The 20,253-nt window shown below is 68.3% G+C and carries 19 protein-coding genes; 9 read left to right on the forward strand and 10 right to left on the reverse strand.

What is annotated here, in order from left to right; translation table 11 throughout:
* Positions 1 to 16 precede the first annotated feature (16 nt).
* Positions 17 to 2,422 (reverse strand): membrane-bound PQQ-dependent dehydrogenase, glucose/quinate/shikimate family, encoded by a 2,406-nt coding sequence (locus BM397_RS05895; protein WP_245695944.1) that lies wholly within the window; start codon positions 2,420 to 2,422, stop codon positions 17 to 19.
* A 187-nt stretch (positions 2,423 to 2,609) separates the two neighbouring features.
* The gene (locus tag BM397_RS05900) at positions 2,610 to 4,205 is read right to left on the reverse strand and encodes a BCCT family transporter (RefSeq protein ID WP_092419697.1); all 1,596 of its coding nucleotides are present in this window, start codon (positions 4,203 to 4,205) and stop codon (positions 2,610 to 2,612) included.
* A 1,011-nt stretch (positions 4,206 to 5,216) separates the two neighbouring features.
* Here BM397_RS05900 and BM397_RS05910 point away from each other — a divergent pair.
* The 3 genes from BM397_RS05910 to BM397_RS05920 are packed head-to-tail and all read left to right on the forward strand — an operon-like array spanning position 5,217 to position 9,362.
* Complete coding sequence (locus BM397_RS05910; RefSeq protein ID WP_177239596.1) at positions 5,217 to 6,998, forward strand: ABC transporter ATP-binding protein; 1,782 nt, start codon at positions 5,217 to 5,219, stop codon at positions 6,996 to 6,998.
* On the forward strand, positions 6,995 to 8,203 hold the full coding sequence (locus tag BM397_RS05915) for a glycosyltransferase (RefSeq protein WP_092419706.1): 1,209 nt from the start codon (positions 6,995 to 6,997) through the stop codon (positions 8,201 to 8,203). The genes BM397_RS05910 and BM397_RS05915 overlap by 4 nt, the downstream gene beginning before the upstream one ends.
* A 31-nt stretch (positions 8,204 to 8,234) precedes the next feature.
* Entirely contained in the window at positions 8,235 to 9,362 is a 1,128-nt protein-coding gene (locus BM397_RS05920; RefSeq protein WP_092419709.1) for a radical SAM protein, read from the forward strand.
* On the opposite strand, the gene BM397_RS05925 is transcribed toward BM397_RS05920, so the two are convergent.
* From BM397_RS05925 to rsxA, 8 genes are read right to left on the reverse strand one after another with little or no spacing between them, the layout of a single operon-like run.
* Positions 9,359 to 10,345: an FAD-dependent oxidoreductase gene (locus tag BM397_RS05925; protein WP_092419712.1), complete on the reverse strand. Its 987-nt coding sequence runs from the start codon at positions 10,343 to 10,345 to the stop codon at positions 9,359 to 9,361. The two genes, BM397_RS05920 and BM397_RS05925, sit on opposite strands and share 4 nt — an antisense overlap.
* 41 nt (positions 10,346 to 10,386) lie before the next feature.
* Complete coding sequence (locus tag BM397_RS05930) at positions 10,387 to 10,644, reverse strand: RnfH family protein (RefSeq protein WP_092419715.1); 258 nt, start codon at positions 10,642 to 10,644, stop codon at positions 10,387 to 10,389.
* The gene (locus BM397_RS05935; RefSeq protein WP_092419718.1) at positions 10,641 to 11,363 is read right to left on the reverse strand and encodes an electron transport complex subunit E; all 723 of its coding nucleotides are present in this window, start codon (positions 11,361 to 11,363) and stop codon (positions 10,641 to 10,643) included. The genes BM397_RS05930 and BM397_RS05935 overlap by 4 nt, the downstream gene beginning before the upstream one ends.
* Positions 11,363 to 12,016: an electron transport complex subunit RsxG gene (rsxG, locus tag BM397_RS05940; protein WP_092419720.1), complete on the reverse strand. Its 654-nt coding sequence runs from the start codon at positions 12,014 to 12,016 to the stop codon at positions 11,363 to 11,365. The genes BM397_RS05935 and rsxG overlap by 1 nt, the downstream gene beginning before the upstream one ends.
* Positions 12,013 to 13,095 carry an RnfABCDGE type electron transport complex subunit D gene (locus tag BM397_RS05945; RefSeq protein ID WP_092419722.1) on the reverse strand — a complete coding sequence of 361 codons (1,083 nt, stop codon included), beginning with the start codon at positions 13,093 to 13,095 and terminating at the stop codon, positions 12,013 to 12,015. The genes rsxG and BM397_RS05945 overlap by 4 nt, the downstream gene beginning before the upstream one ends.
* Positions 13,092 to 14,621: an electron transport complex subunit RsxC gene (gene rsxC, locus BM397_RS05950; protein WP_092419724.1), complete on the reverse strand. Its 1,530-nt coding sequence runs from the start codon at positions 14,619 to 14,621 to the stop codon at positions 13,092 to 13,094. The genes BM397_RS05945 and rsxC overlap by 4 nt, the downstream gene beginning before the upstream one ends.
* Positions 14,618 to 15,199 carry an RnfABCDGE type electron transport complex subunit B gene (locus tag BM397_RS05955; protein ID WP_092419727.1) on the reverse strand — a complete coding sequence of 194 codons (582 nt, stop codon included), beginning with the start codon at positions 15,197 to 15,199 and terminating at the stop codon, positions 14,618 to 14,620. Before BM397_RS05955 ends, rsxC begins: the two co-directional genes overlap by 4 nt.
* 39 nt (positions 15,200 to 15,238) lie before the next feature.
* Positions 15,239 to 15,820 carry an electron transport complex subunit RsxA gene (gene rsxA / locus BM397_RS05960; RefSeq protein WP_092419731.1) on the reverse strand — a complete coding sequence of 194 codons (582 nt, stop codon included), beginning with the start codon at positions 15,818 to 15,820 and terminating at the stop codon, positions 15,239 to 15,241.
* Between the two features lie 459 nt (positions 15,821 to 16,279).
* On the opposite strand from rsxA, the gene BM397_RS05965 reads away from it, so the two are divergent.
* From BM397_RS05965 to nifH, 6 genes are all read left to right on the forward strand, one after another.
* A complete protein-coding gene (locus tag BM397_RS05965) occupies positions 16,280 to 16,567 on the forward strand; it encodes a 2Fe-2S iron-sulfur cluster-binding protein (RefSeq protein WP_092419734.1) in 288 nt (95 codons plus the stop codon).
* 44 nt (positions 16,568 to 16,611) lie between these two features.
* On the forward strand, positions 16,612 to 16,809 hold the full coding sequence (locus BM397_RS05970) for a 4Fe-4S binding protein (protein WP_092419736.1): 198 nt from the start codon (positions 16,612 to 16,614) through the stop codon (positions 16,807 to 16,809).
* 4 nt (positions 16,810 to 16,813) lie between these two features.
* On the forward strand, positions 16,814 to 17,293 hold the full coding sequence (locus tag BM397_RS05975) for a SoxR reducing system RseC family protein (RefSeq protein WP_092419738.1): 480 nt from the start codon (positions 16,814 to 16,816) through the stop codon (positions 17,291 to 17,293).
* Positions 17,290 to 18,390, forward strand: coding sequence for an FAD:protein FMN transferase (locus BM397_RS05980; RefSeq protein ID WP_092419741.1), 1,101 nt, complete (start codon positions 17,290 to 17,292; stop codon positions 18,388 to 18,390). The genes BM397_RS05975 and BM397_RS05980 overlap by 4 nt, the downstream gene beginning before the upstream one ends.
* Before the next feature lie 36 nt (positions 18,391 to 18,426).
* The gene (locus tag BM397_RS05985) at positions 18,427 to 18,969 is read left to right on the forward strand and encodes a peroxiredoxin (RefSeq protein WP_092419744.1); all 543 of its coding nucleotides are present in this window, start codon (positions 18,427 to 18,429) and stop codon (positions 18,967 to 18,969) included.
* 390 nt (positions 18,970 to 19,359) lie between these two features.
* Entirely contained in the window at positions 19,360 to 20,250 is an 891-nt protein-coding gene (nifH, locus tag BM397_RS05990; protein ID WP_092419747.1) for a nitrogenase iron protein, read from the forward strand.
* Positions 20,251 to 20,253: the final 3 nt, after the last annotated feature.

Consider the following 20,253-nt stretch of genomic DNA (forward strand, 5'->3'; position numbering starts at 1 on the left):
CGCGGGGGCTGGTGTTTCAGGTCTTCGGCAGGGCGTAGGCGATGATCCAATCCGCCTGGTCGAAGGGATTGTAACGGGCCCCTCCGGCGGTCAGCACCACATACTGTCGCCCGTCCTTGCCGATGTAGGTCATCGGCGCGGCCTGCGAGCCCGAGGGCAGACGGCCCTTCCAGAGGATGTCGCCGGTCTCGGTGTCATAGGCGCGCAGGTAGTAGTCCTGGGTGCCCGAGTGGAACGACAGACCCGACTTGGTGGTCACGAGACCCGCCATCCCCGGCATGCCGATCTGCGCCTTCAGCGGGCTCTTGCCCAGCGTGCCGAGCGGCGTGTCCTCGGAGGTGCCCGCCGGCTGCTGCCAGGCGATCTCGCCTGTCGCCAGGTCGATGGCCGAGACCATGCCCCAGGGCGGCGTGATGCAGGGCACGCCGAGCGGCGACATGAAGTTGCGCAGGTCGTGGCCATAGGGCAGGCCGAACTGCGGCGAGCGCCCGTGCGAGTTCATCACCAACTCGTCGGTCTGGCCATACTCCTCGCGCGGGATCAGCCAGTTTACCGTCGGCATGCGCATGTCGACCACAAGCATGCGGTTGCGCGTCTGGTCATAGGACACCGACGCCCAGTTGAAACCGCCGCCGTTGCCCGGGTTCATCAGGGTCTTGTCGGTCGACTGCGTGGTGAACTCACCCTCGTAGCGGTAGCTCTTGAACATGATGCGGCAGAGCATCTGGTCGATCGGCGTGGCGCCCCACATCGAGGCTTCGGTCAAATGGTCCGCCGCGATGGTCGGCATCTCGACCGAGTAGGGCTGCGTTTCCGAGTAGTACTCGCCCTCGATCTTGCCGTCCGAGACAGGGACGGGCTTTTCCACGACCTTCTTCAACGGCTCCCCGGTGCGGCGGTCGAGCACGAAGATCTGGCCGCGCTTGGTGACCTGGATCAGCGCCTTGTCGGTGCCGCCCTTGCCGTCGGGAATATCGGCCAGCGCCGGCTGGGCCGGCAGGTCGTAGTCCCAGATGTCATGGTGCACGGTGCGGAAGTGCCAGGCCTCGCGCCCGTCCTCGAGGTTCAGCGCCACCACGGCCGAGCTGTACTCGTCATCGAAGTCCCGACGTGCGCCGCCATAGTAGTCCGGCGTGGCGTTGCCCATGGGCAGGTAGACCATGCCCAGCTCTTCGTCGATGGCGATGCCGGTCCAGACGTTCGGCGTGCCCTTGGTGTAGCTCTCGCCCTCGGGCGGCAGCTTGGTGATCTCGGGGTTGCCGAGGTCCCAGGCCCAGTCCAATTCACCGGTCAGCGCATTGAAGGCGCGGATCGCGCCCGAGGGTTCGCCGCGGCTGATGTTGTCGGCCACCCAGCCGCCCAGCACGATCTTGTCACGCCCGACGAAGGGCCCGGTGGTCTGCGCGAGGAAGCCCGGCAGCGGGGCGACCTCGGCGGTCTCGTCAAGGTCGCGCTGCGGCACCAGCTGCGTCATGCCGATGCTCAGATCGACCGTGCCGCCCTCGCCGAAGCTCTCGCAGAGCTCCCCCGTCTCGGCTTTCAGCGCGATGAGGCGCATGTCGGTGGTGGTCATCAGGATGCGCGGGCCACATTCGTCGCCCGCGGGCGGCGCGTAGTAGCCCATGGTCCGGCAGCGCTTCCACAGCGGCGAGGTGCCCTTGGGGTCGTACTGCCACTTGATCTCGCCGGTGGTGCCATCGAGCGCGGTCACCTGCGAGGCGGCGGCGCATTGGTAGAGCGTGCCATCGACGTAGAGCGGCGTGTTCTGGTCCTGCTTGCTCTCGGACTGGTCGGCGATGAAGCCGGTGCGTGCGGTCCAGGCGACCTCGAGCTGACCCACGTTCTCGGGGGTGATCTGCTCGGCGGTGGAGAAGCGGGTGCCCTCGCTGGTCTTGCCCCAGGACAGCCAGCTCTCGCCGGAGGCCGCGGTGGCGGCAGAGACCTCGCCGGGCACGATGGGCAGATCGTTCTGCACGACGTTGTGCGGCACGAACATCAGGCCGAGAAAGACGGCGAAGCCGGCCAGCATCGCGAGACCGCCAAAGCGCAGGCCGCGCGCGCAGGCGGGCTTGCCCTCGTGGCGCCGGGCGGCGGGCAGCAACAGCAATGCCAGCGCGGCCATGAAGATCGGCGCGACGAGGCGCGGGACCAGCGCCCAGAAATCAAGCCCGGCTTCCCAGAGTGCCCAGAGGACAGTGCCCGCGAAGAGCGCGAGGAAGAGGGTCAGGCCCGCGGCCCGTCCCCTGAAGCAGAGCACGGCGGAGGCGAGCATCAGCAGACCGGCGATGCCGTAGTACCACGAGCCGCCAAGGCTGATCAGGTAGATGCCGCCGGCGGACAGGACCAGCCCGACGACGGCGAGTAGAAGTCCGAAGGCCCAGAGCAGGGCAGGCGGACGGGAACGTTTTGCGACCTCGGTCACGGATGGTTCTCCCTCGGTTTCCAAGATGACGAGCGTGCGGACCGGTCGCCAACGGCGTCCGGGCATATGTCACGCTCAAAAATGACCAGCGGTCATGATTATTGTGACCACTGGTCATTTTCAAGGAGCCGAGTGCGGCTTTGCCGCGAGGTCATGGCGTGCAAGGTCTGCGAAGATGGCGGGGCGCTCAGGCGCCCCGCACCAGGTGCCGCATCACCGACAGGAACATTCCGGCAAGGACCACCGAGAAGGGCAGGGTCATCACCAGCATCGCGTCGCGGATCGCGCCGATGCCCCCGGCGGCGATGATCGCCCCGGTGAGCGCCGCGATGGCCACCGCCCAGAGCATGGAGTGCAGCGGCGTCTCGCCGAGCGGGCTGCCGCCCGCGCCGATCGCCTTGATGGCGATGATCGCGGCGGTGGAAGAGGCCATGATCAGCACCACGAACAGCAGCGTCAGCGCCCCGGTCATCAGCGCCGCCCCGGTCGGCCCCAGCATGACATTGACCGCCGCGACGATCCGGTAGGCATGCTCGGCCTGCAGGATCGCTCCCCCGGCGCGGCCGTCGATCTCCATGAGCAGCGCCGAGCCGCCGGTGCCCGAGAACCACACGAAGCACATGAGCGATGGGCCGAGCATCGCGCCGAGCACGAACTGCCGCACCGTGCGCCCCTTGGAAATGCGCACGAGGAACAGCCCGACGAAGGGTGCGAAGGCGATCCACCAGGCCCAGTAGAAGATCGTCCAGTCGCCCTGCCAGACGTGCCGGGCGCTGTCCTGCACCGGGTCGTAGAGCATGACGATCTGGCTCGGCAGGGTCTCGACATAGCGCTGAACGCTTTCGGCGAAGACGGAGAGGACTTCGGCCTTGCCCCCGAAGATCACGAAGACCGCCAACACCACGAAGGCCAGCGCGATGCCGCAATGCGACGTCCATTTCACGCCGCGCTCCATGCCCGAGACGATCGAGGCGATGGTGGCGGCAATGGCGAGAACCAGCGCGGTAAGCAGCGCCACCAGCGGCGGGTTGCCGGCCTGGTCGGCGAAGAACGGGCTGCCGGTCAGCTCCGACAGGCCGGAGCAGATGTGCTCCAGCCCCAGCACGATGGTGGTCGCGATGCCCGAGACCGTGGCGAGGATCGCCAGCACGTCGATCACGTCTCCCAGTCGGCCCTCGAGTCGCTTGCCGACCAGCGGCTCCAGCCCCGAGCGCATGGTCAGCGGATGCCCGTTTCTGTGGCACGCCAGCCCCAGCGCCAGCCCGACGATCACGTAGCTGCTCCAGGCCGAAAGGCCCCAGTGGAAGAAGACGAAACGCATCGCCGAGGGCAGGGTTTCCGCCTGCGCCGAGGGCGTGCCGCCCGCCATGATGTCGGGGTTGTTCAGAAAGTCAGAGACCGGCTCGCTGACCGAAAAGACGAGGATCCCGATACCGATCCCGGCGCAGAACATCATCGCCAGCCACGAGAAGGTGCCGATTTCGGGCCGTGCCCCGGGCGGTCCGAGCCGCAATCGGCCCGAGACCGGCAGGCAGATGACCCCGAGGTTGAACACCACGAAGGCGGCCAGAAGGTAGACGTACCATCCGGCAAAGCGGGTCAGCACCAGGTCCTTCAACATCTGCAGCTCGCGGGTCGCCATCGCCGGGGCCAGCAGGATCAGCAGCATCAGCGCAACGATCAGGGCCTTGGCGGTGATCGACACGGCCGGGTTGAATCCCCGGTAGAAGCCGGCGGGCACCGTCCTGAGCTGCAGCTGCGCGGTCTGGGTGTCTGTGGGCATGAAGCGGTCTCCTCGAAAAATTGGGGCTGGCGCGCCGAACCGTGCCGGGCAGGTGGCGTGAACGCGCACGCGACGCGTCTCCCTGAAGGGCAGACAAGATCGATTGGGGTGCGCGGCTTGCAGGCAGGGGAAGGGCAGGCGAACGCGCGGGCTCAAAGGCCGCGGCAAGCCTGCGGGCGAATTGTTGTGAGACTGTTTGAAAACGTGCCGCGCTGCTCTCGGGCGAGGCCTCTTGGCGGCGTCAGCGCTTCTGGCGCGCGCCGACGATGTGGCCCTCCTCCGGCGCGCCAAAGTCTCTGCGGCCTGTCTCACCCTCGAAACGGAGCACCGCACCCCGCGCCTCCAAGGTGCGATGGACCTGCGCCATCTTCGGCACCCGACCCGAAGTTTGACGGGCCCGGAACGGCAGCCAGCCGCTCGCGTGCTCGGAGAACTTCAGACCCACGTCTCGCCACAAGCATCGCCTTGGCGTGCCGCCCGAAGCGCATGGGCTAGGGGTGTCGCCACGCCCATCCCGGAGCCAGCTGCCGGGCACACTGCCGCGCGACAGCCGCAGCGCCGCGACGCAGGACAAGGCGGCTCTGGCTCAGCGTCACCTCGGCGCGCCGGAAGAGCGCTCCGCACACACCCGGCGCCCGTGCCCGCATGCCGCCGTCGCCAAGGGTGAGGCAGGTCGGCTCGGGTTCCGAGTTGGGCCCTGATCACCGGGCGCGAAGCTCTTGGCGCGCCGCTGCACGGATGCCCGCTCGGCGTGGGGGACAGGTGCGCACCTCGGCGCGAGGGATGTACAACGCCGAGGCAAAGGCGACGCGATCGGCGGATTTCTGCCATAGCGTGTATCTGCCTCCGTATCGCCGCAACGAAACACTTGCGCTTTGCGCGGCATCGCCGATCCTGAAACCTACATTTCCTGAAGACATTTCATCCGCGACGCGGCGGGCCCTGACTCCCACGCGATGCGCCCAGTTATTTCGAATGCGAAGCCCACGGAGGATTGTCTTGGGCGGCACCATGGATCGTATCCTGTTCTTGCTTGACGAGCGCGCCCGGCACCGGCTCTGGCGCGTCCTCGCGGTGAGCGTCGGCATGGGTCTGGCGGACATGGCGGCTGTGCTCTCCATCGCCCCCTTCCTCATGGTCGCGGCCAGCCCCGAGAAGGCGCTGTCCAATCCCGCGCTCGCGGCGCTGCGAAATGCCCTTGGCATCGAGGGGGAAACCGCCTTCCTGGTGCTGCTGGCGCTCGGCTCGCTGGGGATGCTGACCTCGGCCATCGTCTTCCGCATCTGGGGGTTCACCTACCTGCGCGGTTTCGTCCGGGGGCAGAGCGTCAGCCTCGCGTCGCGGCTGGTCTCTCTCTACATGCGCGCGCCGCTCGACCGGCGGCTGCGGCGGCATTCGGCGGAGCTTGTCACCAACATCCAGTCCGAGGTTGAACGGGTGGTCAACGGTGTGATGATGAACGCCGTGCGGCTGCTCACTGGTGTCAGTACGGCGCTGTCTCTGGCGGTCATGCTGGTGGTGGTCGAGCCGCGCGCCGCGCTGACCATGGCGCTGCTGCTGGGGCTCGGCTACGGCGCGATCTTTGCCGTGGTGCGTGGCCCCATGCGCCGCGTCGGTGCCGCGCGGATGGGCGCCACCCGCGAGACCGCGCGGCTGCTCAGCGAGGCGCTCTCGGGCTCGCGCGAGGTGAAGCTCTACGGCATGGAGCGCAGCTACCTCGACCGTTTCGAGGCGGCCTTCCGGCGCCGGGCCGAGGCCACCACCACCGCCGACCTGCTGCGCGACATCCCCAAGTCGGTGCTCGAGGTTCTGACTTTCGGCACGATGATCCTGCTGGTGATCTGGACGCTGGTCGAACAGGGCGAGGGCAGCAGCGCGCTGCCCATGGTTGCGCTCTATGCCTTTGCCGCAGCTAGGCTCTTCCCGGCGTTGCAACGGATTTACGCGGCCGGGGCGGCGCTTCGAGGCGATCTTCCGGCGGTGGACGAGCTGCATGCGGATCTCGCCGCGGTCGAGGGCGTCGATCTGTCGGACGGTCGGGCCACCGAGGCGATGCCGCTGGAACAGTCGCTGGAGCTGCGGAGCGTCGGCTACGACTACCCGGACGGTGAGCGTCAGCTGATCCGCGATCTCGACCTGCGCGTTCCGGCGAAGCGCATCGTCGGGCTGGTCGGCGCGACCGGCGCGGGCAAGAGCACCATTCTCGACATGCTGACCGGGCTGATCCGTCCCGCCAGCGGCGGCCTCTACGTCGACGGCACCCGCATCACCCCCGAGAACCTTGCGCGCTGGCGCCGTTCGGTGGCCTATGTGCCGCAGGACAGCTGCATGATCGAAGGGTCCATCGGCGACAACATCCGCTTCGGTTTCACGCCGCGCGGCGATGCCTCCGAGGCACTGTGCCGGGCGGGTGCCTTTGCCGGGCTGGACGGCCTGATCTCCGAGCTGCCGCAGGGCTACGACACGCCGCTCGGCGAGCGCGGCCAGAGCCTTTCTGTGGGACAGCGCCAGCGCATCGGCATCGCCCGGGCGATCTACCGCGAGCCGGCGCTGCTGGTCATGGACGAGTCCACTTCGGCGCTCGACACGATCAGCGAGGCCGAGCTGACCGCTGCCGTGCAGGGGCTGCGCGGGCGCACCACCGTGGTGATCGTCGCGCACCGGCTCAGCTCGGTGCGCAACTGCGACCTGATCTACCTGATTGGTGCGGGGCGGGTGCTTGAAGAGGGCAGCTACGAGGAACTCACAGGGCGCGAGTCGAAGTTCCACGCCTTTCACCGGGCCGGCACATGAGCGTCGTCCCGGCCCCGGCCCCGGGCCTGCCGCCACTCCGCGTGGCGCAGGTGATCGGCAACCTCGAATGGGGGGGCACGCAGGAGCTGCTTGTCTACCTCGCCGAGCGCCAGCGGATCGAGCGGCTGGCGCTTCGGGTCTTCGTGCTCTCCGGCCCGGTGGAGACGCCTTACGCGGCACGGCTCGAGAGCGCCGGCGTGCCGGTGAGCTACCTGCGGCGCGGCGCGGGCGGGATGCCGGGACTTGTCCGGCAGTTGGCGGAGGCGCTGCGCCGCTGCGGGGCGCAGCTGGTACACGCGCACCTGCGCCTCGCCAATACCATTGCGCCACCCGCAGGGCGGCTCTGCGGCCTGCCCGTGCTTGGCGGGCTGCACCTGCCTCCGCCCGGTCCGGACCGCCGGGCCCGCCTGCGCGGCCTGCTCGAGGCGCAGGCTTTGCGCCGCGCGGCCACGGGGGCCATCGCCTGTTCCGAGAGCGTGGCAAGCGGCAACCGTGCACGGCTCGGAACGCTGCCGCTGGTGACCTTGCCCAATCCGGCGCCGCCGCCTCCCGATCTTGCGACCGTCGAGGTGGCCCGCGCTGATGGCAGGGCGCCCGACGCCCCGGCGCGCTTCTTGGTGGTCGGTCGGCTGTCGCCGGAAAAGGACGTGGACACGGTGCTTTGGGCGGCGGCGCGCCTTGCGGCGCGCGCGGTTCCGTTTCACCTGTCGATTGCCGGGGATGGCGAAAGCCGCGCCGCGCTCGAAGAGCGGGCTCGCGACCTCGCGCTGCGCGATCAGGTCAGCTTTCTCGGGCCCCGGGACGACGTGCCCGGGCTGCTCTGCCGCCATGACGCCTATGTCAGCGCGTCGCGTGCAGAGGGGCTGTCGATCGCGCTGCTTGAGGCGATGAGCTACGCGCTGCCAGTGGTCGCCACCCCGGCGGGCAGCGCCTTTTCCGTTGTCGATGCCAGCGTCGGACGCCGGGTGATGCCGGGCGATCCCGAGGCGCTGGCCACGGCGATGGCCGAACTGGCGCTGGATCCGGCCCTGCGCAGCAGGCTTGGCCGCGCGGGACGCGCGCGGGTGCTGCGCAGTTACCGGGTGGAAGACTGGAGCGCGGCGCTGCGCCGGCTCTACCGCAATACGATTGAGGGTGATTTCCGCGCGAGCACCGGCCGCGCGGGGGAGTGTGTCGAAGATATTTCCCGAGCCGGTCCATGCTGAAAACAACAGAGACGGAGGAGGAAAGACGTCTATGCCAAATACAAACAAGATCGAGAGGAGCGTCAAATCGGCGTTGCAGGGCTCACCGCTCTACGCGCCGGCAAAGGTGGTCAAGGAGCATATGCGTCGGGCGCATTTCTCTATGGCGCAGGTCAGCGACAAGCTGGTGCGCCCGGCCCCGCACGAGGTCTTCCTGAGCCTGACGGCAAACTGCAATCTTCGTTGTGGTGCCTGCTGTTACGGTCGGGACTTCATGCACGGAACGCAGCTGCCCTGGGAGATCGGGGCGCAACTGATCGACGATTGCAAGGAGCTGGGGATCGGCAATATCCGGCTCTACGGTGGCGAGCCGCTGCTGCACCGGGACCTCGACAAGTTCGTGGCCCGCATCCGCGACCGTGGCCTCAACATGTATGTCACCACCAACGGGCTGCTGCTCGACAAGAAGATCGACAAGCTTGTGGAGGCCGGGCTGCGCAAGGTCTCGGTCGGGCTCTACGGGCTGGGACAGGATTACGACGACTACGTGCAGCGCAAGGGGTCCTTCGAGCTGGTGAGGAAGTCGCTCACCGAAACCCGGCGCCGCCATGGGGCCGACAAGCTGCCGATGAGCCTCGACTGGTTGCTGATGCGCGGCACGGGCAAGCCCGAGACGGTGCGGGACACGCTGAAATTCGCCCGTGATCTCGACATGCAGATCTATATCAACCTGATCCACTACTCGCTGCCCTACTTCGTCAAGAAGGACGGCGCCGGCGACAACCAGCCCTTCTGGTTCGAGGAGGAGGACCGGCCGCTGCTCGACGACATCTGCGGGATGTTGCTCGAGGCCAAGCAGAAAGAGCCGGACCTGATCCGCAATACCGAGCGCGGCATTCGGTCGATCCCCGACTGGCTGATCCGCAAGGAGAAGATGCGGCTGCCCTGCACCAGCTACGACATGCTCTGGATCGGGCCGGACGGGACGGTGCAACTGTGCTTCGTGACCTTCAAGATGGGTGACCTGCACAAGCAGCGGCTGACCGAGATGCTGTTCACCGAGAAGCACAAGCGCTTCTCGCGCGATGCCTTCAATCTCAACTGCCCGAACTGCAACTGCGGCTACGACAAGCGGGTCAACCTGCACCGCCAGTCGCGCGCGCTCTACACGCCGACCTAGGCCTGCACGCCCGCGACATGCGCTGCCTGATCCAGCGTGCGCCGCGCGCCCTTGCGCGCGTCGCCGAGGATCACTGCGCCCGCGCGCCGCAATGAGCGGCCCGAGGCATCGCAGGGGCACCAGCCCGACGCGTCCGCCAGCCCGGCCACCCGGGCCAGCGGACCGGCGCTGCGCGGGGTGACGAAGTTAACCACTTCGGCGCGCAGGCGCCCGGCATCGGTCTCGATGAGACCTTGCCGGGCGTCGACCGCGGTCACCCGTGCGCGCTGCCACTCCGCGCAGAGCCAGCCACCCCGCCGGGCCACCTGCTCGTGGAACCGGCCCGACAGTGCCTGGGTGTCACTGCCGTCGAGCACAGTCAGCCGTGCGGCGGGGCGCGCGCGGCGCAACCATGCCGAAAGCAGCAGCGCCCGGTCGAGCGCCACCTCGGGATGACTAATCTCGGCCGGAAGGCGCAGGACCACGTGGCCGCGCTCCGGCAGGGCGCCAAGCTGTGCCGCCAGCCGGCGGGCCTCCTGCGTGCTGCCCCAGGCGGCGGGCCAGCGGTGACGGGTGACGGCGTCGAGGCCGGGAATGGCTTCGGCCACGGCCGCGGTGCCGGGGGCCAGCACGATGCGGTCAAACGCCAACGTCCTGCCGCTGAACAGCTCAAGCCGCGCGGTGCGCCAGTCGATCCCGGCGGCCTCGTCGAGCAGCACGCCGACGCCTTCGGCATCCAGCTCCGACAGCGTGACGCCAGCGCCGGGCTGCTCGAAGGCGCCGGCTGTGGAGGTTCCCAATCGCGTGGGATCGCGCTCGACCAACAACACTTCGGCTCTGGGATCGCTGCGCCGGAGCGCAAGCGCGGCCATGGCGCCGGCGGGACCGCCTCCGATGACGAGGCTGCGGGCGCGGCTGCCGGGCGGGACCAGACCGGCGGCGGCAAGCCCACTCACTCCGGCGAGCAGCGACGTGGTGAAGCTTCGGCGTGTAAGCATTGGCATTTACGTCTCCTTTTGCGTGTGTGGCCTGGTGCGTCCGCGACTCATGACTTCTTCTCAAGCAGCTCGGCGTCGGGGTGTATCGGGCGGTAGATTTCAACCCGGTCTCCTTCCTTCACCGGCTTTTCCAGCTTGGCGATGGCGCCGAAGATGCCGACCTTGTTCACCGCGAGGTCGAGTTCGGGGAATTCGTTGAGGAGCCCCGAGGCCTCGATCACCTCGCGCACCGTGGCGCCATCGGACACCTCGAGGTTGCGCCAGACCTGCGCGGTGGGCCGGGCATAGGCGATGCCGACATTCATGACGTTTCTCCCTCCTCGGGCCGGGGCAGCACGCCCACGGCGGTGAAGCTGCGCGCTGCGCGGGCGGTCTTGGCCTCGCTCCCGGCGCGGCGGCGCCTGTCGGCCAGCGATTTCAGCGCCAGCAGAAAGCCAAGCACGATAAAGCCGCCCGGCGGCAGGATGAGCAGAAGGAAACCCTGGTAGCCCGGGATCACCACGGTCTCGAGGAAGCCGAAGCGTGCCCCCAGCAGCACCGAGGCATTGGCAAAGAGCGTGCCCGACCCGAGGATTTCCCGCAGCCCGCCCAGCACCGTCAGTGCCAGGGTGAAGCCGAGCCCCATCATCAGCCCGTCGAAGGCGGAGGCCAGCGGCGTCTGTTTCGAGGCAAAGGCCTCGGCCCGGCCGAGGATGGCGCAATTGGTGACGATGAGCGGGATGAAGAGGCCCAGCACCTTGTGCAGGTCATGCACCCAGGCGTTCAGCGCCATGTCCACCACCGTCACGATGCAGGCGATGATCAGCACGAAGGCGGGGATACGGATCTCCGGCGTGATCGCGCCGCGGAGCAAGGACACCGCCAGCCCGGAGGCCACCAGCACCGCGGTCGTTGCCAAGCCCATGCCGAGCCCGTTGGTCGCCGTGCCGGTCACCGCCAGCAGCGGGCAGAGTGCCAGCATCTGGCCAAAGACGATGTTGTTGTCCCAGAGCCCGTCACGGGCGATCTTGGCATAGTCGGCCATCAGCCTGTCTCCTCTGCGCGGAGCGGGGCGAGCAGCGCCGCTTGATTGGCCTCGAACAGCTCCAGCCCCCGGTGCACCGTGGCGACCACCGCGCGCGGGGTGATCGTGGCGCCGGAGAACTGGTCGAATTGGCCACCGTCCTTGCGGACCTTCCAGCCCGCGGGGGTGGGCGAGGTCATGGATGTCCCGGCGAAGCCCTCGATCCAGTCGCTCTTGGCGGTCTCGATCTTGTCGCCCAGCCCCGGCGTCTCGGCATGGGCCAGCACGCGCACGCCAAGCACCGTCCCCCCGGCATCGACACCAATCAGCACCCGGATCGCGCCGCCGTAGCCGTAGCCGGTGAGCGCGAAGGCCAGCGCCGTGACGTTGGGGCCCTCGGCACCGACGTAGACCGGGATGGGCTGCTCGCCGTCGAGCATCTGCCGCAGGCTGGCGGTCGGATCGTTGTCGTAGCTGCCCGGCGGCAAGACCTGCGCCAGCGAGGCATAGAGGTCTTCGGCCCCGCGCGCTGCGATGGCATCGCGGGTCAGATCGTCCGACAGCGCGAGGACCAGCGCCGTGCCCAGCGAGAAGAGCGCCAGCAGCAGCCCCGGGGCGAGCGGCGTGGTCTTCAGCGCCGAGAGGCGCGACGGATGGGGCGCGGTGTCGGTCATGGCTTTTCTCCCGCACTGGCGGCCAGCGGCAGCGGCTTGCCGGACCGGGTGCGCCCGAAGATGCGCGGCCGCACGTAGGTGTCGATCAGCGGCGTCACCGCGTTCATCAGCAACACGGCAAAGGCGACACCCTCGGGGAAGCTGCCCCAGACCCGGATCACCCAGATCAGCGCGCCGATCCCCGCACCGTAGATCGCCCTCCCGGCGGTGGTGACAGGTGCGGTGACGTAGTCGGTGGCGATGAAGAAGGCGCAGAGCATGGTCGCCCCCGAGGCAAGGTGGAAAAGCGGCGGCACGAAGTGCTCGGGGTCGATCAGCCAGGCGGCGCCCGACAACAGGAAGATCGACCCCAGCACCGCCAGCGGCGTGACGATCTGGATGATCCGCAGAGACACGAGGCACAGCCCGCCGATCAGCAGCAAGAGCGCGCTGGTCTCACCCAGGCTTCCCGCCATCAGCCCGAAGAACTGGTCGTGCAGGCTCGCCATGCTGCTCAGGATCTCGGGCATCGGCCTGCCCGCATCGAGCTGGCTCTGCACATGTCCCAGCACCGAGGCGCTCGACATGGCGTCATAGCCCGGCCCACCGCCGAAGGTGATGCGTAGCGCCTCGCTGATGCCCGGCCCGTCCTTCAGACCCATCGGCGCCACCCATTGCGTCATCGGCACCGGCAGGGCGATCAGCAGCATGGCGCGGGCGACCATGGCGGGATTGAAGAGGTTCTGCCCCAGCCCGCCGAAGACCTGCTTGCCGATCACGATGGCGACGAAGGCGCCCAGCACCCCAACCCACCAGGGCGCCCAGGGTGGCAGGGTCATCGCCACCAGCCAGCCGGTCAGCAGCGCCGAGCCATCCGTCGCGAAGGGCAGCACCGGGCGTCCCGCCACGATCAGCGACAGCACCTCGAAGATCAGCGCCGCGGCCAGCGTCACGGCAAAGAGCAGCACCGCCGGCCAGCCGAACTGGTAGAGCCCGAAGCCGGTGGCCGGGGCGAGGCAGACCATCACCGCCACCATGGTGCGCGGCACGTTGAACATCGAATGGAAATGCGGCCCGCTGGCCACCTGCGGCAGTTTCATTTCACCACCTCTCCATCGGGCTGTGCCGCCGCTTCCGCCGCCTCGCGCGCCTTCTTCGCGGCCATCTCGGCCTTGCGCTTGGCCATGGCGGCGCGCTTGGCCTCGGCGAGCGCCTCTTCGCGCGCGCTGCGCGCCGCGGCGAGGCGCTTGGTCTCTTCCTGCTGGTGCTTGCGGGCCTGTTTCTCGGCGAGCCTGCCCTTGGCGAAGTTGAAGCCCTGCACCAGCGCGATGTTCGAGGGGCAGATGAACGAGCAGCAGCCGCAGGAGACGCAGTCGAGCAGGCCTACCTCGGCCGCCCCTTCAAGGTCATCTGCCTGGATCCGCGCGTTCAGCTCGAAGGGCGTCAGCCCGCAGGGGCAGGCCTGCACGCAGCTGCCGCAGCGGATGCAGGGCATGGCGGCACTGCGGTGGGTCTCGGACGGGCTGAGAGCCAGCACGCCATTGGTGCCCTTCACGATGGGCACGCGCAGGTTGGCGATCGGCTGGCCCATCATCGGTCCTCCGAGCAGCAGCTTCTCCGGCTCCCCGCTCAGCCCGCCGCAATGGGCGATGAGGTCGGCCACCGGCGTGCCGATCAGCGCCCGCACGTTCGCGGGCCGTGCGATGCCGCGCCCCGAGACCGTCACCACCCGCGAGATCAGCGGCTCGCCGTAGCGCACCGCCAGATGCACCGCATGGGCGGTGGCGGCATTGTGCACCACGATCCCCAGCTCGGCGGTCAGCGCGCGGGCAGGGGTCTCCTGCCCGGTGACCGCCTTCACCATGTGTTTCTCAGAGCCCATGGGATATTGCGTCGGCACCACCTTCACCTCGATGGGATACCCCATGCCGAGGTTGTGGCGGCGCATGGCGCTGGCGGCCTCGGGCTTGTTCGACTCCACCACCACGATGATCCGCGCCACCCCCAGCGCCCGCGCCATGATGCCTGCGCCGTCGGCGACCTCCTCGGCGTGCTCGCGCAGCAGCCGGTCGTCGCAGGTGAGGTAGGGCTCGCATTCGGCGGCATTTAGGATCAGCGTGTGCAGCGGGTACTTGCCGCGCAGGTTCAGCTTCACCGCCGCCGGGAAGGTGGCGCCGCCCATGCCGACGATCCCGGCCTCGGCGACGCGGGCGGCGATCTCCTCGGGGGCGGCATCCTCGGGGCGCAGACGCGGCAGGCGCGGCCCCCAGCGGTCCTCGCCATCGGGGCGCAGGGTGATGGTCGGCACCGGCAGCCCCGAGGGATGCGGTGCCGGGAAATGCCCCACGGCGATCACCTTGCCCGAGGTCGGCGCGTGCAGGTTGGCCGAGACCGGTCCGCGCGCGCGACCGATGAGCTGGCCCTTGAGCACCAGATCGCCCTGTTTCACCAGCGGCTCGGCAGGCGCCCCGATGTGCTGCTGCAAGGGCACCCGGATCAGCGCGGGCAGGGCCATCGCCTCGATGGCCGACCCGGCGCTGAGGAACTTGCGGGTCTCCGGATGCACCCCGCCGCGGACCCGGAAGAGGGTCGAGGGTTTCAGACCAGACAGCGAAAAGCGGATCATGACACCGCCTCCGTGCCGCGCGTCGCGAAGGGCTGGGCCGGTTTCTCCCAGTACCAGCCCTGCAGCGTGCGCGGCTTGCGGCGCAGCAGGATCGCCTCGGTCGGGCAGACCTCGACGCAGGCGTCGCAGCCGATGCAGGCGTCCCAGATCACCGTGTGGATCTGCTTGGCCGCGCCGACGATCGCGTCGGTCGGGCAGCGCTTGAAGCACTTGGTGCAGCCGGTGCAATGGTCCTCGAAGATGAAGGCGATCATGGGCTCGGCCTCGGCCATGCCCGAAAGGTCAGCCCCGCCCGCCGCGCCGCAGCCGCAGTCGCTTCCGGTGACCTCTGCCAACTGCAGCGCCACGTCGCGCCCGCCGGGCGGGCAGAGCGTCACCGGGGCAGTGCCCTCGGCCACCGCCTCGGCGGCGCCCCGGCAGCCGGCAAAGCCGCATTGCCCGCAGTTGGTGCCGGGCAGCAGCGCCTCCAGCTCGTCGACGATGGGCGGGGTCTCGACGTGGAACTTCCGCGCGGCGGCGCCCAGCAGCAGGCCGAGACCGAGACCGAGGGCGGACATCGAGGCGGCGGCGGTGATCATCTCTTGGTGCTCCCTTGCAAGGTCAGCTCGGCGGCAGGGTCAATTCGGAACAAGGCCGGCAAAGCCCATGAAGGCCATCGACAGTAGCCCCGCGGCGATGAAGGCGATGGGTGGTCCGGCGAAGGGCGCGGGCACGGATAGCTGCGCCAGCCGCTCGCGCAGCCCGGCAAAGACCACCAGCACCAGGCTGAACCCCAGCGCCGAGCCGAAGCCGTAGAGCGCGCTCTGCGCAAAGCCGTGCTGCCCTTGGATGTTCAGCAGCGCCACGCCCAGCACGGCGCAATTGGTGGTGATCAGCGGCAGGTAGATCCCCAGCGCGCGGTAGAGCGTGGGGGCGATCTTGCGCATCACCACCTCGGTGAACTGCACGATGGCGGCGATCACCAGGATGAACGACAGGATGCGCAGGAACCCCAGATCGAGGGGGATCAGGATCGCCGTCTCGACGATCCAGCTCGCGATTGCGGCCAGCGTCAGCACGAAGGTCGTCGCCATGCCCATGCCGATCGCGGCGTCCACCTTGCGCGACACCCCCATGAACGGGCAGAGCCCTAGGAACTTGACCAGCACCACGTTGTTCACCAGCGCGGTGCCCAGCAGGATCATGAAGAACTCTTCCATCGGCTGCTCCGGTCTGAGGAGGGCGGCGCGCGATCGCGGGCCGGTTGCCGATCTGAGCAGCAAGGCGCGTGCCAAGTGCTCGGAGGCGCTGCCAGGGCGGCGCGGGCAGGGCGGATCGCCGGACGGGCCGGATCGCCGGGTGGGGCCTGCGCGCGCATGCTTCGGGATTTCTCAAGGAAGGCCTCCCAACGAAGGCCGACCCGTGTAGGCGGCTCGGGGCGCGGACCGGCGCGACCCTGTGCGTGACCTTTCCGCAGTTCTCCTGCCTGCGGACCCGCGCTTGCGGCCTGTCGCATTGCCTACAATTTGTCGGACCTGCGGCGGTGCTCCCGCGTCGGGTGCGCCCGCAGGCCGGTCGAGAGGCCGCCTTTCACCCTTCCGGCGCTTGGCACGCAGCTTGCTGCTCACCCCCGGAACGCCCCGAAAGACTCCAGTGGGCCCCGGCAGCAGGAGGCCGCCATGACCAAGTCGCAGCTGACCTTCACCGACGTCGATCTGACGGTGACCGTCCCCGCGGGGACGCGGATCATCGAGATCAGCGAAAAGATCGGCGCGGGCATCACCTACGGCTGCCGCGAGGGCGATTGCGGCACCTGCCTCACCCATGTGGTCGAGGGGGCCGAACATCTCTCGGAGCCCTCGGCGCTGGAGCTGCGGGTGTTGAAGGAAAACCTTGCCGGGCATTCCGACCGCCTCGCTTGCCAGTGCCAGGTGCTGGGCGGCGCGGTGAAGGTCCGGCCCGGCTGAACCGCTCCCCTCATGATTCAACTTTAACGAAAGGACCCAACCCTATGGCCATGTTCATCGTTTCCGATCTCTGCACCTCCTGCGGCGACTGCGAGCCGGTCTGCCCGACCGGCGCCATCGTGCCCAAGAAGGGGGTGTTCTTCATCAACGCCGACGTCTGCACCGAATGCGAGCCGGACCACGAGATGCCGCAGTGCCTTTCGGTCTGTTTCGAAGACGGCTGCATCATCCCGGCGGAGTAAGGCAATGAGCCGCGCCGCCTGCTCCGATCCGCGCGCGCTGCGCCAGCGGCTGCGTGTCACCGCCGTCTCCAAGGGGCGGATATCGCTCGAGGGGGCGCGCGCCGCGGCCTGCAGCGGCTGCGCGGCGCGCAGCGGCTGCGGTGTCGGCGCGCTGGCGGAGCTGGCGGGCGGGCGGCTTCGCCTGACGATGCCGCGTCCGGAGGGGGTGATGCCGGGCGACGAGGTGATCGTCGTCCTGCCCGCCGCCGCCTTCCTCGGGGCGGCGGGGCTGGCCTACCTGTTGCCGCCAGCGGCGCTGGTGATGGCATTGGCACTCTGCGCCGCGCTGGGGTTGCCGGACCTCTGGTCGGCGCTGCTGTGCCTGCCCGTGCTGGGAGTTTCGCTCCTGCCGCTGAGGCGCGCGGAGCTGCGCGGCGCCGTGACCGAAGCGCTGCACATCGAAGACATCGTCCCCGCGGGGACGGGCGCAGGAAAGGCGCGATGACCCCGCTGCAAGTGCGCCGCTGGGTGATCGCCGGGGGGCTGCTGGTCTCGGCGCTCTATTTCGGCGCGGTTCGTGCGGCGCAGCCCGAGCGGGAGTTTCGCGAAACGCTCTATGTCTTCGGCACGCTGGTCGAACTTGTGCTCTACGGCGAGGACGAGGTGTCGGCTGCTGCCGTGACCGCCGAGGCCGGGCGTGAGCTGCAGCAGCGGCACCGCGATTGGCACGCCTGGCAACCCGGTGAACTGGAGGACCTCAATGCGGCGCTCGCAGCAGGCGAGTCCATGGAGGTCGATCCACGGCTTGCGGAACTGCTCCGCGAGGGGCAAAGGCTGAGCTGTCTCAGCGGCGGGCGTTTCGACCCGGGCATCGGCGCGCTTGTCGAGCTCTGGGGGTTCCACCAGGACACGCGGCCCGAGGGCGCGCCTCCCGCAACGGAGGAAATTGAAGCTCTGCGCGCGGCGCATCCGAGCATCATGGCTTTGCATTTTGACGGCACCCGGATCACCTCGACCGACCGGTCGGTTCAGCTCGACCTCGGCGGCTTTGCCAAGGGCGCGGCCCTCGATCGGATCGGTGCTAAGTTCCTGGCGCAAGGGGCTGAGAATGCGGTGCTAAATGCCGGTGGGGACGTGAATGTCATCGGCAGCCACGGCGGGCGCCCCTGGCGGGTGGCCATCCGCGACCCCTTCGTCTGGAGCGCGATGGGATCGGTCGATCTTCAACCTGGGGAAGTTCTCTACACATCAGGTAATTACGAGCGGTACTTCGAGCAGGGCGGCCAGCGCTTTGCGCATATTCTCGACCCGCGCACGGGCTACCCGGTGGCGGAGATCGTCTCGGTCTCGGTTCTGGACACCCGCGGCACCCGCGCCGATGCCGCCGCCACGGCGCTTGCAGTCGCAGGGCGTGCGGACTGGCCACAGGTGGCCGCCGACATGGGCGTATCGGCGGTGCTGTTGATCGCCGGAGACGGCAGCCTCTACGCCACGCCGGAGATGCTCGCGCGGCTCAGGCCGGTGGGCGGGGGCTTTCCCGCAGAGCCGCAGGTGGTGCCACTCCCTGCCGCCGTGCCCGATCCGGCATGCGCGGCGCTCTGAGTTTTCCAAACCTATCCCAGAACAGGAGACAACCGCATGAAAGCCAATGTGAAACTGCCCGACGTCACCTTCCGCACCCGGGTCCGAGACGAGAGCGTCGGCGGGCCCAACCCTTACCGCTGGCAGGACAGGACCACGGCGGAGTACTTCAAGGGCAAGCGGGTGATCCTCTTCTCGCTCCCCGGGGCCTTCACGCCCACCTGCTCGACCTACCAGTTGCCGGGCTTCGAACAGGGGTTCGACGCCTTCGCCCGGCAGGGGATCGATGCGATCTACTGCCTGTCGGTGAACGACAGTTTCGTCATGAACCAATGGGCGAAGGCCCAGGGCATCGAGAAGGTGCAGGTGATCCCCGATGGATCTGGCGAGTTCACCCGCAAGATGGGCATGCTGGTGGACAAGGATAATCTCGGCTTCGGGCAGAGGTCATGGCGCTACGCTGCCATCGTCAACGACGGGGTGATCGAGGCATGGTTCGAGGAGCCTGGGTTGATGGACAACTGCCCGGACGACCCCTACGGCGTGTCGAGTCCGGAGAGCCTTATGAGCTACCTGACGCAGGCGGTGGCGGCGGAGTAAGGCGCGCATTCAAGGCTGGGGATTTCGCCCCGTCGCGGTCACCGCGGCGGGGTTTTTCGTTCGGGAATGCGCGACGCGAACCGGGCGCGCGCCGGCCCGTGCCGCTGAGGGCATGCCGGTCTTCATTCCGGCACCTTCGGTGCGACGGGGCGAGCCGGCGCTTGCCCGTGGTCTTCGGCCTTGTGGCTGGCGGAAGGCACGAGCCTTTGAAACCGCATTGTCGGGCATTGTCGGGTTTCCTCCACTTCGTGGAGGTGTCTCAACTATCTGATTTTCAATAATATACGCGCCATCAAAGCTTGGCACGCTTCCTGCTCATTCCTTCCTGAGCGCGGTCGCGAACCGTCTCACCTTCGCGAGATTGATCACACCAGACCAAAGGACAAGGACATGAGCGAACTTCGTCAGATCGCCTTTTACGGCAAGGGGGGGATCGGCAAGTCGACCACCTCGCAGAACACCCTCGCGGCCCTCGTCGAGATGGGCCAGAAAATTCTCATCGTCGGCTGCGACCCCAAGGCGGACTCCACCCGCCTGATCCTCAACTCCAAGGCGCAGGACACCGCGCTGCACCTCGCCGCCGAGATGGGCTCGGTCGAGGACCTCGAGCTCGAGGACGTGCTCAAGGTCGGCTTCAAGGACATCAAGTGCGTGGAATCCGGCGGCCCTGAGCCGGGCGTCGGCTGCGCCGGGCGCGGCGTCATCACCTCGATCAACTTCCTCGAGGAGAACGGCGCCTACGATGATGTCGACTACGTCTCCTACGATGTGCTCGGCGACGTGGTCTGCGGCGGCTTCGCCATGCCGATCCGCGAGAATAAGGCGCAGGAAATCTACATCGTCATGTCCGGCGAGATGATGGCGCTTTATGCCGCCAACAACATCGCCAAGGGCATTCTCAAATACGCCAACTCCGGCGGCGTGCGTCTCGGCGGTCTGATCTGCAACGAGCGCCAGACCGACAAGGAGCTGGAACTGGCCGAGGCGATGGCTGCCAAACTGGGCTCCAAGCTCATCCATTTCGTGCCGCGCGACAACATCGTGCAGCACGCCGAGCTGCGCCGCCAGACGGTGCTGCAATACGCGCCCGAGAGCCAGCAGGCCGCCGAGTACCGCGAACTGGCCCGCAAGATCCACGAGAACTCGGGCAAGGGCGTGATCCCGACCCCGGTCACCATGGACGAGCTGGAGGAGATGCTGATGGAGTTCGGCATCATGCAGTCCGAGGAAGAGCGTCTCGCCGCGATTGCCGCGACGGACGGACAGGCCGCCGCCTCCTGAGAC

The sequence above is a fragment of the Alloyangia pacifica genome (assembly GCF_900116195.1).
GTDB lineage: Bacteria > Pseudomonadota > Alphaproteobacteria > Rhodobacterales > Rhodobacteraceae > Salipiger > Salipiger pacificus.